The sequence below is a fragment of the Alteromonas infernus genome, assembly GCF_902705815.1.
This window is the reverse complement of sequence record NZ_CACSIG010000054.1, coordinates 1-16011: the sequence shown is the minus strand read 5'-3', so window position 1 is coordinate 16011 and position 16011 is coordinate 1. Positions and strand designations below refer to the sequence as shown.

The 16011-nt window shown below is 43.4% G+C and carries 12 protein-coding genes; 5 read left to right on the top strand and 7 right to left on the bottom strand.

Annotated elements, in window-relative coordinates; translation table 11 throughout:
• Window positions 1-31 precede the first annotated feature (31 nt).
• Both ACX5J7_RS12690 and ACX5J7_RS12685 read right to left on the bottom strand, forming a co-directional pair.
• Complete coding sequence (locus tag ACX5J7_RS12690; RefSeq protein ID WP_462835865.1) at window positions 32-1666, bottom strand: L-lactate permease; 1635 nt, start codon at window positions 1664-1666, stop codon at window positions 32-34.
• Window positions 1667-2001: 335 nt separating this feature from the next.
• Window positions 2002-2850 (bottom strand): LysR family transcriptional regulator, encoded by an 849-nt coding sequence (locus ACX5J7_RS12685; protein WP_015067784.1) that lies wholly within the window; start codon window positions 2848-2850, stop codon window positions 2002-2004.
• A gap of 198 nt (window positions 2851-3048) precedes the next feature.
• Between ACX5J7_RS12685 and ACX5J7_RS12680 the strand changes: the two genes are divergently transcribed.
• The 5 genes from ACX5J7_RS12680 (at window position 3049) to gcvP (ending at window position 10129) form a co-directional block, all read left to right on the top strand.
• On the top strand, window positions 3049-3963 hold the full coding sequence (locus ACX5J7_RS12680; protein WP_278384406.1) for a glucosamine kinase nucleotide-binding domain-containing protein: 915 nt from the start codon (window positions 3049-3051) through the stop codon (window positions 3961-3963).
• A gap of 121 nt (window positions 3964-4084) precedes the next feature.
• A complete protein-coding gene (nagA, locus tag ACX5J7_RS12675; RefSeq protein ID WP_474376967.1) occupies window positions 4085-5224 on the top strand; it encodes an N-acetylglucosamine-6-phosphate deacetylase in 1140 nt (379 codons plus the stop codon).
• 365 nt (window positions 5225-5589) lie between these two features.
• On the top strand, window positions 5590-6669 hold the full coding sequence (gene gcvT, locus ACX5J7_RS12670; RefSeq protein ID WP_020744093.1) for a glycine cleavage system aminomethyltransferase GcvT: 1080 nt from the start codon (window positions 5590-5592) through the stop codon (window positions 6667-6669).
• A 39-nt stretch (window positions 6670-6708) separates the two neighbouring features.
• Window positions 6709-7098 carry a glycine cleavage system protein GcvH gene (gene gcvH, locus ACX5J7_RS12665; RefSeq protein ID WP_012519312.1) on the top strand — a complete coding sequence of 130 codons (390 nt, stop codon included), beginning with the start codon at window positions 6709-6711 and terminating at the stop codon, window positions 7096-7098.
• Window positions 7099-7219: 121 nt separating this feature from the next.
• Entirely contained in the window at window positions 7220-10129 is a 2910-nt protein-coding gene (gene gcvP, locus ACX5J7_RS12660) for an aminomethyl-transferring glycine dehydrogenase (protein WP_498707308.1), read from the top strand.
• A gap of 252 nt (window positions 10130-10381) precedes the next feature.
• On the opposite strand, the gene ACX5J7_RS12655 is transcribed toward gcvP, so the two are convergent.
• From ACX5J7_RS12655 to ACX5J7_RS12635, 5 genes are all read right to left on the bottom strand, one after another.
• Window positions 10382-10978, bottom strand: a complete 597-nt coding sequence (locus ACX5J7_RS12655) for a TIR domain-containing protein (protein WP_498707307.1) — start codon at window positions 10976-10978, stop codon at window positions 10382-10384.
• Between the two features lie 2 nt (window positions 10979-10980).
• Window positions 10981-12408, bottom strand: a complete 1428-nt coding sequence (locus tag ACX5J7_RS12650) for an SIR2 family protein (protein WP_498707306.1) — start codon at window positions 12406-12408, stop codon at window positions 10981-10983.
• 194 nt (window positions 12409-12602) lie between these two features.
• Entirely contained in the window at window positions 12603-13052 is a 450-nt protein-coding gene (locus tag ACX5J7_RS12645; RefSeq protein WP_498707305.1) for a hypothetical protein, read from the bottom strand.
• Window positions 13007-14053: a P-loop ATPase, Sll1717 family gene (locus ACX5J7_RS12640; protein ID WP_498707304.1), complete on the bottom strand. Its 1047-nt coding sequence runs from the start codon at window positions 14051-14053 to the stop codon at window positions 13007-13009. Before ACX5J7_RS12640 ends, ACX5J7_RS12645 begins: the two co-directional genes overlap by 46 nt.
• A gap of 412 nt (window positions 14054-14465) precedes the next feature.
• Window positions 14466-15974 carry a hypothetical protein gene (locus ACX5J7_RS12635; RefSeq protein ID WP_498707303.1) on the bottom strand — a complete coding sequence of 503 codons (1509 nt, stop codon included), beginning with the start codon at window positions 15972-15974 and terminating at the stop codon, window positions 14466-14468.
• Window positions 15975-16011 lie beyond the last annotated feature (37 nt).

Sequence of the window (16011 nt, the reverse complement as noted above, 5' to 3'; positions counted from 1 at the left end):
CTTTTGTAACACTCGTGCTTTATTATCGCCGTTAACGGTAAATACTTATCAAACTAGCCCCTAAACTGCCTACTAAAATGGCGTATATCGCCAGAACCCCCGCCGCTTTCTTTAATATAACGCCATCTTGACCTTTAAGCCCTAAAATTGCGGTTACCGCCACAATGTTGTTGATACATACCATATTTCCCATTGCAGCCCCTACACTTTGAAGGGCGAGCACGACCTGTAAAGGTAAAGACAGTTGTTCAGCGATAGCGTGCTGAATTCCTGCAAAGGTAAGGTTCGAAATCGTAGCCGAACCGGAAAAGAAGCTACCAAGCGCACCAAGTAGCGGTGCGAAAAGGGGCCAATTATTACCCGCTAGGAATGCCATGTGTTTGCCAATCACTGACACGGCCGACTGTTCGCCGCCCAGCATCATTAAATTTACAAATACAAGCGCGCCCAATAGCGCAAATAGTGGTTTTGTCATACGCACTGCGGTTTGGGACGACACAGATGTTATTCTGGACACCCATGCCCGAGAGCCAAAACTATAAACACTGGCAAACGCCACGACAATAAAAGGTATTAACGAGGGAACGTAAAGCACGCTATGTTTCCATTGAATACTGGTGCCTAAAATACCTGTTATCGATATAACTAAGCTAGCGCTTACCGATAAATTGCCTAATATTCCCAGTGATGCCGTTATATTAGGGTCGCCATCTTGTAACAAGCTTCTAAGTCCAAGTTCTGGAAGACGAGTAAGTAAAAGCATTATTACAGTGCCCCACAAGGGAAAAGATGCCTTGGCAAGTTCTCTGCCACTGGGTGAGGCAGTCTTTTTTAGTGTATCAACCTTTGTTTCAAACTCATTAGCTGCCGAGGAAAGCCCAAACCCTGATTTAGCCATCAAAACAGTAATGATAAGGCCAATGCCGCCGCCTAGCAGCGAGGGGAATTCAACACTGTAAAAACTTAATGCGAAGAAAGGCAGGGTGCATGCGCATGTCGAAGAAACGATAAAAAGCGAATGCCTGAATATGATTTTCCAAGATGGTATGACTAATCGCAATGCCATAAACACAATCGCTGGTGCAACAAGTGTGCTGATTAATGCGGCAAGGGTAGCGATATCAATAATAGTGTCTTCTTGCAGTGATAACAGCGACATACCAAACCACACCGGCGTACCCATGGCACCGAAAATGACCGGAATGGTATTGGTCACTAAGCAGAATAGGGCAACGTTTACAGGCGCAAAACCTAAACTAAAAAGTATGGGCGCCGCTATCGCAGCAGGCGTGCCGAAACCACTGGCACCTTCAATAAGAAATGCGAACGCCCAGCCTACAATCATCAACTGAGCAACCTTGTTCGAACTGATTGTATTTAAACCATTTTTCAAGGTGGCCAGTGCGCCCGTTTTTTCCATGCACAGAAACAAAAATATGGCGCCGGCTATAATTGATAACGGCGTTAACGCCAGTAAAACGCCTTGTACAACGCTAGCATGTATAAGCGTTAAAGGTGAGTGACCGTTAAAAATCACAATTAAATAAGCAGCTAAGGCGCTTAAGGGCAAGGCTTTACTTGACGTCATACCGTTTGGCTTCACCATCAGGTAAATGAGCAAAAATAAGGGCGCATAAGCTGCGATAAGCAAGTTTGTGGCAATCATTTATTGTCTGGATTTTACTATTCTAAACGGGCGCGAGAACTCGAACTTAAGCCCAAAATGCGTGGTGCTTCAACTGAAGCTTACCAAAGCTCCAGAGCGTTTGTGAAAAAGCGTGACTGAGCGAAGCGCGCATGCATTTCAATGAACACGATAGGCTATTTGCTCATAGTTATAGCACTAATTTTTGGTCTTAGAATAAAGGTTTTGCAGGAAATAAGTGCGTGTTTGACCAAGAACAATATAAATACAGATTATTGTTTGATTGCGACTTGAGTGCTTGAATTTTGTTGGAATCCCAAAGCCAAAACAAAGGGGGGAATCTGGCGGTAAACAAATTACCCTCTCAACCGCACCTTAAAGAATTCCGCCAAGGTTTTGCTTATCACAGGGTGCTGGGTGTCTTGGTTAAACAGGCAAATGTTCACTTTACCAAGCTTGGGCAAGTGCGGGTGGTTTAACACCGCTAAGTTGGCAGGCAAGCTTGATTTCGCGAGCGCGGTGACGCCAAGGCCTTGCTGAATAGCTGCTACCAGCCCGCCTAAATCAGCGTTGGTATAGCTAATCTTCCATGCAAAGGTTTGCTGCTTTAACTGCTCAATTACGCGGCTTCGATACATACAGCCATCTGGCGCTAGCACTAACGGAATGTTATGTCCTACCAACGGATGAGCGTTGTCGCCAACCCATACAACGTCGTCTTCAAGCACGACTTCACCTTCGGTTTGCTCGTTGGGGTTTACCAGCGCCAGAATTAGGTCAAAGTGATCGCGCTGACTCGGGTGCAGGAGGTCGCGGCTTAATGCCGACGTGACTTCTAAAGACACATCAGGGTAGCGTTTTGAAAACTCACCAATTAAGCCCGGCAATAGGGTAGACGCAAATTCATTGGGAATGCCCAAACGCAATCGCCCGCTTAATGGAGCAGGGGTTAAGCTTCGAAAAATATTGTCGTTTAATTCTAATAGTTCTTTGGCTTTCGGATATAGCCAATTACCGTCGGCGCTTGGTACGTGGCGCTGACCGACTTTGGTGAATAACTTTCTGTCTAACTGCGACTCTAGCTTTTTAATTTGCAAGCTAATGGCAGGTTGAGAGCGACCCAAAAAGTCGCCCGCTTTTGCGTAGCCACCCAGTTCGATAACGCTTACGAAGGTACGTAATGTGTCTAAAGAAAGCTGTTTCATATTTATTAGCTTTATTAATGCATGTGCTTGTAGTGATTATATTTGCAAATGTATTGGAGTGAAAGCCCAGGTTCTTTACTCGATTCATTTTGAACCTGCTCGGCTTTGTACATTTTACGCTTCGGGTGCCAAGCGCTTTGCTGTAACATCGCGCACTCTACCCATTAAAACGACTTACTATAATTGCGAGAACGTGTCATGAACTCTGAATTGTATTTTATCGGCATAGACGGCGGCGGCACCAATTGCAGAGTTACATTGCAAGATAAAAACGGGGCGCAGTTAGGAGAAGGCATTAGCGGCCCTGCCAATATCATGCGTGACGGAGAGCTTGCTAAAACATCCATAATGGATGGCGTAAACAAAGCTATTGCATCTGCCAATGCCTTTTTGGCTTCACAAAGCAGCGACGCCACAGTAAAACCCATCACAGCATCACAATGTATCGTTGGCGCCGGGCTTGCTGGCGCTAATATTACTTCTGCAAAAGCGCGTTTTGAAAGCTGGGATCATCCGTTTCATTCGCTGTTTGTGCTAAGTGATTTACACGCTGCCTGCGTAGGCGCGCACAACGGCAAGCCCGGTGCAGTAATTATTGTGGGTACGGGGTCGGCAGGAGCGGTATTTGCCGAGGGTAAATTCACCGATGTCGGGGGGCATGGCTTCCCTATAGGCGATGTTGCCAGTGGCGCTTGGCTGGGTTTAAAAGCCATTCAGCACACCTTATTATGTATAGATAATATTCGAAGCCCTGATGTTCTAGCAAAGCAGGTGTGTGAAGCGCTTGGTACAACAAACGCGGATGACATTGTGGCAAAGTGCGCAGGCTTTAGCACACATCATTACGCCAGTTTAGTACCCTGCATGCTGCCACTTTTACAAGAAGCAAATGACGGGGTGGTTCGTATCTTTAAAGAGGGCGCTGAATATTTAGAAGCAATGGCCCAGCAGCTTTTAGGGGAGAATACCTATAATCTTGCCCTAATCGGTGGGCTAAGCAAAGTGTATGTACCGTACTTATCTGAAAAAATTCGCGCTCGCGTGCAAGCGTGTGAATTATTGCCTCAGCAAGGTGCTATTAAGTATGCTAAAGCCGTTTATAACGAACGCTAGTCTTGAAATAAATTAAGCACAACGCAAAAGAGTTACAGACAGAGAATGTACGCAAGCTAGCGTTAACCCGCGCGTTAAACATAATGCTACAACCGCACCCAATTAGGAAAGTGAAAGCGCAATGATGAAGACTATTTTGGCCGAAAATATTTTGATAAAAGGTACATGGGAAAAAGACCAGGTACTTACCATCGAAAATGGCGTAATCGCTAACATTGAAACGCTTTCAGGGTCACAAACGCACCGAGAAGCGTTTTCTACGCGAGTGCACAACAAACTTATACCCGGGTTTGTAGACACCCAGGTAAACGGTGGCGGTGGCGTAATGTTTAATCACGCGCCCACATATCAAAGCATAAAAACAATGGCCCAAGCGCATCGCAAGTTTGGCACTACAACGTTCTTCCCCACACTTATTACCGATGATATTACAACCATTGAAAGCGCGGCCAATGCGGTAAGTGAGGCAATAGAAAGCGGTCATTCTAGTGTTGAAGGTATTCACTTCGAAGGGCCGCACTTAAGCGTTGAGAAAAAAGGTGTACATCTTTCAAAATATATTCGCCCGCTTACCGACAGAGAGCTTGCCACTTATACCCGCAAAGACCTCGGCAAGGTAATGATTACCTTAGCGCCAGAGAATACCTCGTGTGATGTTATTCGCGACTTAGTAAACCAAGGCGTTATTGTAGCGCTAGGCCACTCTAATGCACCGTGTGAAGTGGTGGAAAGGGCGATTGAGGCAGGCGCGACTGGATTTACTCATTTATACAACGCGATGTCGCCGTTCACCTCTCGCGAACCGGGGATGGTTGGCGCAGCGCTTCTAAGCAATAACACCTGCGGCATTATTGTCGATCATCAGCACTTACACCCTAAAGCGGTTGAGCTTGCCTTTAAAACCAAAGGGCCATCCCAATTAATGCTGGTTACCGATGCCATGGCCCATGTAGGGGCTGATAAAGACGTTATAGACTTTTTCGATACACATATTACCCGTGTGGGTAACAAACTTACTACACCTGATGGCACGCTGGCAGGAAGTTGCTTAGACATGCACGGCGCGGTTATTAACTGTGTTAACGACATAGGGATTTCGCTAGAAGAAGCGAGCCTCATGGCAAGTGCAACGCCTTCTGCGTTTATGGGCATTAACGAAAAGGTAGGCAGCATTGCAGTAGGCCAACGGGCAAACTTTGTAGAACTGAGCGAAAACAACGCGCTTGCGCACGTTTGGCAAAATGGCGAGGTGTGCGTTTAGCACACTTGCTATCGAACAACTTACAACAGGCTACTAGTAAGTATTTAAACATTCCTTACAACGCCCTCAACAATTACGCAGCAAACACTCAGCGACGTTTCAAAAAAGCTAGGTATTAAATTGTAACTCCCTGTTCTAAACACCATCTGATATTAAGTTTTTTCAGGTTCGATAGTCGCGGCTGCGATCTTCGTTAAGCTATCTCAATGCGTGGTAACCGCTTACATATTTGCTTTCCTCATGTTTTCCCAAGAATACATTTGCTTTTTAAATGTATTGATAAAAATTTCCAATTTGTTGCATAAACGTTAGCTCACTATACTCAATCTCGTTTTCTACCTTTCAAATTAAAAAGAGTAAGTGGAATGTCTAGTACCACCGCCCTACATGCAAAGCACCTAGAAGCCGGTGCGAAAATGGTCGATTTCTTCGGCTGGGATATGCCAATTAACTATGGTTCACAAATTGAAGAGCATCACGCTGTGCGTCAAGACGCCGGTATGTTTGATGTGTCTCATATGACCATTGTTGACGTAAAAGGCGCACAAGCCAAAGCGTATCTTCAGTATCTTTTAGCCAACGACGTGGCGAAATTAAAAGACAAAGGCAAAGCGCTTTACAGCGGCATGCTTAACGAAGAAGGCGGTGTTGTAGACGACCTTATCGTTTATCACTTCGACGAAACTAACTATCGCCTAGTGGTTAACTCAGCGACACGCGAAAAAGACATGAACTGGTTAATGAGCAAAGCAGAAGGCTTTGACGTAACCATCACCGAGCGCCCTGAGTTTGCCATGATTGCCGTACAAGGCCCTAACGCAAAAGAAAAAGCAGCCACCTTGTTCAGCGCAGCGCAAAAAGAAGCGGTAGCGGGCATGAAGCCATTCTTTGGTGTACAAGCAGAAGACTTGTTCATTGCCACCACAGGTTACACCGGTGAAGCAGGCTACGAAATTATGGTGCCAGCTGAGCAAGCGGAAAGCTTCTGGCAAGCGCTACTAGACGCGGGCGTTAAGCCGTGCGGCCTAGGTGCGCGTGACACACTTCGCCTTGAAGCAGGCATGAACTTATACGGACAAGATATGGATGAAACCGTATCGCCACTAGCCGCCAACATGGGCTGGACAATTACATGGGAACCGGCTGATCGTGACTTCGTAGGGCGTAAAGCACTAGAAGCGCAGCGCGAAGCGGGTACCGACAAGCTAGTAGGCTTGGTAATGACTGAAAAAGGCGTGCTGCGTCACGGTCTTAAAGTGAAAACAGAAAGCGGCGAAGGCGTTATCACTTCAGGTACGTTCTCTCCAACTTTAGGTCACTCAATTGCGATGGCACGAGTACCACGTGATGTTGGTGAAACAGTAGAAGTGGAAATGCGCAAAAAGTGGGTTACAGTAAAAGTGGTTAAGCCCTCCTTTGTTCGCAATGGAAAAAGTGTTTTATAAAATTACTTCTTAAGTTTACAAAGATTAACAGGAACGATTATGAGCAACATCCCAACTGATTTACGCTATGCCGCTACGCACGAATGGGTTCGCCCTGAAGGTGACGGTGTTTTCACTGTAGGTATTTCCGAGCACGCACAAGGCTTACTTGGCGACATGGTTTTCGTTGAATTGCCAGATGTTGGCGATGCGGTAAGCACTGGCGACGATATTTGTGTTGCTGAATCGGTAAAAGCGGCGTCTGACGTATACGCGCCAATTTCAGGTGAAGTGGTTGAAGTAAACGAAGACCTAGAAGATTCACCAGAACTAGTTAACTCAGACCCATACGGCGACGGTTGGCTATTCAAAATTAAAGCTGACGACGCGGCTGAAGTAGAAGGTCTACTAGACGCTGAAGGCTACGAAAACAGCATCGACGAAGAGTAATTCGTTACGCAGTTTTAAAAGAACCATATTTTAAAAAGGGGCATGAAGATAATTCAGCCCCTTTTTAACTTAAAGATTTAACGCGCCCTTGCGGCAACCATTACGAGTGCTTAACAACGTTATGTCGAATACTTCCCCTACATTGGCTCAACTAGAGCAAAAAGATACCTTTATCCGCCGTCACATTGGCCCGGGTAAAGGCGAAATTGAAGAAATGCTGTCTGCCATTGGTGCAAGCTCACTAGACGATTTAATCGAGCAAACTGTACCGGCAGGTATTGCGCTACCAGAGCCACTAAAATGTGGTGAAGGGGCGACAGAAGTTGAAGCATTAAGTGAACTTAAAGCCGTTGCACAAAAGAACAAAATTAACCGTTCTTTCATTGGTATGGGTTACTACGATACGCACGTACCCAACGTTATTCTTCGCAACGTGCTAGAAAATCCAGGTTGGTACACTGCGTACACGCCTTACCAGCCAGAAATTGCCCAAGGCCGTTTGGAAGCTATTCTTAACTTCCAACAAGTGACCATTGACCTAACAGGCCTAGAGCTAGCATCGGCATCGTTGCTTGATGAAGGTACAGCGGCAGCAGAAGCCATGGGCCTTGCTAAGCGTGTGTCTAAGAACAAGAAAGCGAATGCGTTCTTTATTGCTAACGACGTCCACCCACAAACGGTTGACGTGGTTGAAACTCGCGCTGAAATGTTTGGTTTTGAAATCATTAAAGGTGAAGCAGAAGAAGCTGCTGAGCACGATATTTTTGGTGCGCTACTTCAATACCCAACTTCTACAGGCGAAGTAAAGGACATCAGCGACATCATTGCTGCGGTACAAGCGAAAAAAGGGATTGTGGCAGTAGCCGCTGACCTTATGAGCTTGGTAATGCTTAAGTCGCCTGGCGAGCTAGGTGCAGACGTTGCACTTGGTAGTGCACAGCGCTTTGGTGTACCTATGGGCTACGGTGGCCCGCACGCGGCATTCTTTGCTACACGCGACAGCTACAAGCGTTCACTACCTGGCCGTATTATTGGTGTAAGTAAAGACACCCGTGGTCGCCCAGCGCTTCGCATGGCGCTACAAACTCGTGAACAACACATTCGCCGTGAAAAAGCGAACTCAAACATTTGTACAGCGCAGGTGCTGCTAGCCAACATGGCAAGCTTCTACGCGGTATATCACGGCCCGCAAGGCCTTAAAACCATTGCAGAGCGCATTCACCGCTTTGCTGACATTCTTGCTACTGGTTTAAACCAGAAAGGTGCAGATAAAGGTGTAGCCCTTAAGCACAGCACCTACTTCGATACGCTAACTGTAATGGTTAACAACAAAAAAGACGTACTAGCAAGCGCCTACGCAAAAGGCATGAACCTACGTGCAGACCTTGAAGGTGCGGTAGGTGTGTCGCTAGACGAAACGACAACACGTGAAGACATTGTTGCGCTATTCGATGTACTGCTTGGTAAAGAGCATGGCCTTACTGTTGAAGGTTTAGATGCAGAAGTAACCACGCAAGACGTAAAATCTATTCCTGAAGGTTTAGTACGTACAAGCGACTTCCTAACGCACGAAGTGTTTAACAAGTATCACTCTGAAACAGAGATGCTTCGTTACATTAAAAGCCTTGAAAACAAAGACTTGGCGCTAAACCACTCAATGATTTCATTGGGTTCGTGCACCATGAAGCTAAACGCGACGGCTGAAATGATCCCAGTAACATGGGCTGAATTCGGTCAGCTTCACCCGTTTGCTCCACTAGACCAAGCAGTAGGCTATCAAGAAATGATTGCCGAGCTAGCCGAGTGGCTCATTAACGTAACCGGCTACGATGCGCTTTCAATGCAGCCTAACTCAGGGGCTCAAGGTGAATACGCAGGCCTATTGGCTATTCAGCGTTACCACGAAAGCCGTGGCGAAGGTCACAGAAACGTGTGCCTAATTCCAAGCTCGGCCCACGGTACTAACCCAGCGTCTGCGCAAATGGTTAGCCTTAAAGTGGTAGTAGTGGCTTGTGACGCTAACGGTAACGTAGACCTTGACGACCTTCGCAAAAAAGCAGAAGAAGTAGGTGAGAACCTATCGTGCGCCATGATCACATACCCGTCTACCCACGGTGTATATGAAGAAACTGTACGCGAGATTTGTGACATTGTTCACCAATACGGCGGTCAGGTTTACATGGACGGCGCGAACATGAACGCGCAGGTGGGCATTACGTCACCTGGCTTCATTGGTTCAGACGTGTCGCACCTTAACCTACACAAAACCTTCTGTATTCCACACGGTGGCGGTGGCCCAGGTATGGGACCAATTGGTGTTAAGTCGCACCTTGCGCCATTTCTACCAAACCACACGGTTGTTAACGTAGAAACGGCAGGTAAAGACTGTGGTGCGGTATCGGCAGCGCCATGGGGCAGTGCATCAATTCTGCCTATTAGCTACATGTACATCAAAATGATGGGTAGCGCAGGCTTACGTAAAGCAACCGAAGTAGCTATTCTTAACGCTAACTATGTGGCTAAGAAGCTAGAAGGGCACTTCCCAGTGCTTTACAAAGGCAACAACGACCGCGTAGCGCACGAATGTATTATTGACCTTCGCCCGCTTAAAGAAGCAAGCGGTGTAACCGAGCTAGACATTGCGAAGCGCTTGAACGACTACGGTTTCCACGCGCCAACTATGAGCTTCCCAGTAGCGGGTACGCTTATGATTGAGCCAACCGAGTCGGAAGCGAAGTACGAGCTAGACCGTTTCATTAACGCCATGGTTAGCATTCGCCAAGAAATTGCGAAAGTAGAAAGCGGCGAGTGGGATGCGACTGATAACCCGCTACACAACGCACCACACACGCTAGTTGACATCTGTGACAGCGACTGGAACCGCAGCTACGACCGCATGCTAGCGGCGTACCCAGCACCAGAAGTACACAGAAACAAGTTCTGGCCAACGGTTAACCGTATTGATGACGTTTACGGCGACCGTAACCTGATCTGTTCTTGCCCTAGCACCGAGAGCTATGTTGAGGAGTAGGGTGGTTGTGTGATAAATAATGAGGTTACCCGTTATGAATAATGGGTTTCCCGTTATTAAAGAAGTTACCCGTTAGCAGTTACGTTTTTATTATAATAAGCCCTCACTGTTGAAAGTAAGGGCTTATTAATTTTATTAGCTACACGGTTGAGTGTTCAGCCCTTATCGGTGTGAATGGACTTGGAAATATTGAAGTCGTCGATTTTATCGCGAAGTTCGGCACACCTGTCTAGATAAGTTGTCGGTGTTTTTTTAAAAGTCACTCCACTTAACAGATAATATGTATGAGTGATCTCCTGTATAAACTGGATTGCCAGCATGATGGTCACAGTCTGTCTCCTCAATCGACTTACTGTTAAAGACATTCCTCCTTAGAATTCCAAAAAGAAAGTCAGTTTTTAGTGTGCGGCAATTGCAATAAGGACAGCTCTTTTCTTTTATGTAGTAATCATAGGCACCATCTTCATCTGGTAAAACAAGCATCAATACACCATTGGGTTTACTCCTTCTCCCATTTTTGGATAGCTCTCTGAGAGAGTATGAAATTTCCCATGGCATCCATTGGTCTTTTTCATCATCAAACCATGCTTTCATACCCTTCGAAACAACAACGATGGTTATGCTACTGTCAAATATCTTATTTCTGAGTCTAGATTCGATAGTGCTATCTTTGAAGTCACTAAGGTCTTCGTTGTCATTTTCACCCTTGTAAATTTCATTGTAGTCACTAAGCAACTGTTGTAGCTCTGTAACGTAATCTCTGGCTTTTGTTGAGACAAAAAAGCTATCACTTAAACTTTTAACATTAGTATCCCCATATTTATAGGATACAAAAATCTTCCTTGCCATAGTTACTCCTTTATCACTAATTCCATAAGTTCAGTCACTTGAGAAATAATTTCAGCTGGCCCATCTACTTCTTGGCCAAGTTCATTCAACTTATCAATGAAGTTTGCACTGGCATCTGGATAATAGGTGGCGATATCGGCTGTCACTCGCTCCCATAAAGTTTTAGCAACAAAACCTGAGCACCCGATCGGTATTACAAAAACGCCTTTACTAAGAGCAATTTCAAACTCCTCTATAACACCATTTGCAGCCACAGTTTCTTTTCCGTTTCGCTTGTTGCCCATAAAGAATAAAGCTATACCAGATTTACCGATGATAGCTTCTCGGTATCTCGTCCAGACATTAGCCCTTTCTTTATCATCTTTAATGAATTGTGGAAACGGACGCATTAATAGATGGTCGTCTAAATGTGATTGCTGCTTTTTGTATGCCGACGAAATAGCGCCGGATATTAATGGGTTACCAATACCTAAACCAACTCCTGAAGCAACGCGAAACCCTTTGTCTACCATTGAAGACCCAAGTTTAAAAAGAGCTTCTTCAACATCGTGTTTTTGCCACGGCCCAAAATCGTCAGCAGACCCAGAAAAGAATACTGTTTTACGTTTATACTGTTTATAAAGCTTCTTCAGAAGAGATGTGATGTCGCTATATTTCTCTACAAAAACAACATTTATATGAAACCTATTTAAATCTTGAGCGACGAGTTCTTGTTTTATTTTTCCGTTTTCAAATTGAGCATCTGTGTCGAAATCGTTCCTTTCAACTTTTTTGAAAATGCAATAATGACTTCTCTGGTTATCTTTAAAATTAACTCTAATTCTACTTAAAATATAATCCAAATTGGGGTCGCTAAAACTGAATCCAACAAACAAAAATGTTTTAGATACCAAGTCTCCAGAAAGCGCAGTTATGAATGGTGCATGCGTGAAAGGGTATTTTTCATACTCATCTTTCGTGAGCGTGGTTTCTTGTGGGTTCTCAATATCACCATGCATTTTATACAAAACTACATCCCTGCCTCGCCTAGTATTGGCTAGCTGATCTTTGTTGTATTTGGAGTCAACAATCTTCCCTTCAGCTTTCAATGCGTCTTCAATAAGCCTGTCGTAATTAGTTGTCCATATAGTGCTGATTGGCAGAGAGGCGAGGATTTCGTGATTAACCGTCGGGTTTGCAACTGTTCCTAACTCGTCGATCAATTTTTGGGTGATACGATTACGATTGTTGCTATTTCGAAAAAATTGAGCAACAGAGACTAGGTCTTGCTCAAGATCTAAATTGAGCCCTAGCTCTTTTGCTAACGGGGTTAGTAGGTTCTTCCAGTCAACATATCCTGCATCAATGGAAAGACCTGCTCCTGCAAAGAGTGCAGCGTTGCCGTCCTCGATTTCACTCAAATAAAGACGAAGAAAGTCTTCCTTTTTCATAGATTATCTGTCCTTGTTTGATTGATATTGAAATAGTTGTGATTTTTTAAGTTGTAAGTTGAATTTGTCTCGGCTTAATCTAATAGCCTTTCTGTAAAAAAAGCTGATAGTTATCCAGTTCGATAGAGGTATCGAATTGTTATAAAGCAAACCAAAGGTAACTCTCAACTTGTATACAATTATTTACCTTGTTATCAGTTTATATTTAAGTATTTCCGATAACTTGGGTGAATAGTCCAAGTTAACTCATTATTGCGATTTTGTTGAGAATAAAATAGGTCTGGATCGTCAGTGTAAAATATAAACTTCTGGGAATTCGCTGGCATTTTTGAAATTAAGCCAATTTTATATACAAAATGCCCCAAGTCGATTAGCTCACAATACGGTTTACCATCAATAACTGGAATAGTTGATGCCTCTCGGCCCTTTATAAACTTACTGTCCAGAACAATTTCTATCTCTGATAACGTATATTCCTTTTGACCTGCTCTAAATGAATCGATCAAGTTTTCTAATTCAGGGAATTGATGAAGGTGTTCCTTAATCAAATCGTCACGACGATTTTGACCGTATTTTGTTAAAATTTCATTGAACTGATTTAAGGATACTTTGCAACGACTCTTATGTGCCTGAATCGCAGCCATTCTGCACAATTGTCCCATTGAGCGTGGTCGGTGATTCGAAAATCATTAATAGCATCAAAAACAGGCGCATCTTTTCCTGCCCATTTTATAGGGGAAATAAATATCAGCTTGAATAGTTTGTTATAATCTCGCTCATATTTATACTTCGCTTCCTGAGATGTTGGAAACTTCCTTTGAACATAAGAGAGTATTTTCTTTGCTAACATTTCTCTCATTTGTTTTTTAGTCCAAACAATATTTACAATGTATTGATCCCACTTATCTAAATCTTCAATATGCCTCAGATTTGTCCAAACATCCGAGCGAACCGTTGCTCGGATATTAAGATTTTGTACATCAAAGCAAAGCCCTCGTATTGCACTGAAGAAAGAACTTATTCGATACTGAAATTCTTCGCTGTCTATATACTTTGCATCAATATCATCTACAAGTAGCCATACTCTATTGTCACTATTTTCCTCTAAATAATTACCAAGAAGTTTCTCTAAATTTTTAGGTTGAAAACCTTGGATTTCAGAGCTAAGCATAGGGATTTTACCTTTTATTCGTGATATGAGACCACCAATAATGTTTTTACTCTTCATTCCTTCCAGTTCAGAAACTTCCACCAAAGACATTTCATCGCTTGTTAATGCAAAGCCAATCGCCTTGCCTATGTGGATATTGATTTCCTTACAGATTATCTGCTTCCAATAATTCTCCAAAAATGTAGAGTCTTTACCATTGAAATCCCCCAACCCGAGTAATGCGTTACCCGTAACACGAACAACTATCGGCTTTCCATATTCCACCTTAGTGCCTAAATCATAATGTAGTTTTGATAATAAGGTTGACTTACCCATACCTTTTCTAGCATTTACTACGCATAGGCGGTGCTCATCATCATAAAAATCATCAAATTCATCATTTTCAATAAAGTATGAGTTCAAAATTTCCTGAGCTTCATCCTCACCAGCGTCGTTACCGAATAAAGATTTATCATTTAATTTTAGTTTTAACATATGTTCGAAAATCCCTTACAAATTTTTTTTAATATGCAGAATTACACTGGTGAAAAGTCCTTTTGCTTCTTGCGCTCAGACCGTTGATAGTCAACTTTAATTTCACATATTGCCTTTTTTTATGATTTAAATCAATTGTAAATCAAAGTCTTACGTTGGTTTTGGAGAGTGGGCATTAAAGAGGTATAGTTTTCGAATGTGGTGAATTCTGATATCTTCCACAAAATAGGCGAAACATAGATAAACCGAGACTGGCCGTTTGTTTAACAAACTTTTAGTATTGCTGACTTCTTTGGGGCTCTGCCATGCAGTTTCAACAATTCTCTTTATAAGAATTCGAGTGAATCAAACTAGCTCATCGATGCTATGAAGAGTTCAATGAGCTGATGCAGTCTTGTAACGTGGAGCTAAATCAAATATTTTTTGCTATCAGATCAGCTTTGAGCAAACCTCCTTTAGTAAATAACTTCGCAGAAAATTTAGGATTACGTCGAGCTTCATAAGCGTCCAGTATTTTCTTCAAACCTTCAGCCTCAAGCAAAGAAATGTTTACTTCGGTATCCATCTCCGCGCTTTCTACAAAATCCTCTGAGAAAGTAGGCGCTACAATCAACACTTGAGCCACTCGTTTACCTGCATTCTCGCAACGATTTACATATGCCTTAACTTGTCTTGATGTCGTCGAGTATTTTGCGAAGTCCCCGTTTTTACAGGTTTTGGCTTCACCAACAATCACGTCGGTTTCACTAATGGAAATAAGAATATCGGCCTTGTCTTTTGAGGTATTTATTGAGCGGCGAAGGTCTTCATCGACAATTAAGCCAAGTTGTTCAAATATAGCTTTTGTTACTTCCTCAAATTTAACGCCTATATCAGCTTCGGCAATTTCTACATTTTCTGCTTTCAAGGCTGCTAAATCGCGTCTAGCAAGTGCCGCATAGTTATCTATCAATTTGTCTGTAGCGTCTGCGAAACTATTTAGTATGTTCAAACGCAGGTTACCGCGTTTCTTAATACCCATGCTCTCAACTACCGCTTTCACTTCATCGTTGGTAAGCATATAAAGAATATCGTAAGGCGTAATACTTAGTGCTCTTAATTTTTCCACGTCCAATTCTTCTTGCTCTTCTAATTCAAACTCTTGTTTTAATACTGAGGTGAGGGAAGGAAAATGGTTTTGCATTGCTGAAAATAGTTCTTTGAACCCTGTGGCGCTTAGGGCGTTAAACTCATGCTCGGTGCATGTATTTAATGTATTTAGAATGATAGAGGTACGTTCTTCAAGTGTAGTACCTAACTTTTCTAAGTCTAAATCTAGGTCTTGAATCAAGGTTTTAAGTCGCTCCTTTCTATCGTTGAGAGGAGTGTTATCAGCATAGAGATCCGTTTGTAAAACCTGAGAAACAGCAACGCCTAATTTCATTATATTTTGGATTTTCTCTTTGCGCTCAATTCCACGAATTTTTTTTCTATGATTCTTAAGGATATTTGAAAGCTCGGCATCACTGAAAGTGCGTAAGATTCTGAGGAAATGTTTGTCGGCTAACTCTTTTCCTTGAAGCCGATGAAGTAAGTTAACTATTTCGTCTGGAACGTATACGGTTTGGAGCTTACGGCTAACAAAAACTAATCCGATCTCTCGTAGTTCGTTCAGCGCTTCTTGAACACCATTTTTAGGCGTTTCATCTATCAAGTGCTCTATTCCTGCTTGGTCGTCTGCAGTCACATCTAATTTTTTCGCTAAAACGTTGAGAATACCTCGCTCGTCATCGGTAATTTTTGACTCACGATTACTTCTCTCATCATTTGAGTAAGCTTCATTTAAGCAAGCGTGATAAATCCCTAAGCGCTTTCCATCGTTAAAGGTCTCACCATCTTCGACTGATTCAATCTCTGACTTGAGTTCATTTGACGTGGTCAACCAAAATCACACAACCCAGTTAAGCCGCTTTTTGTAA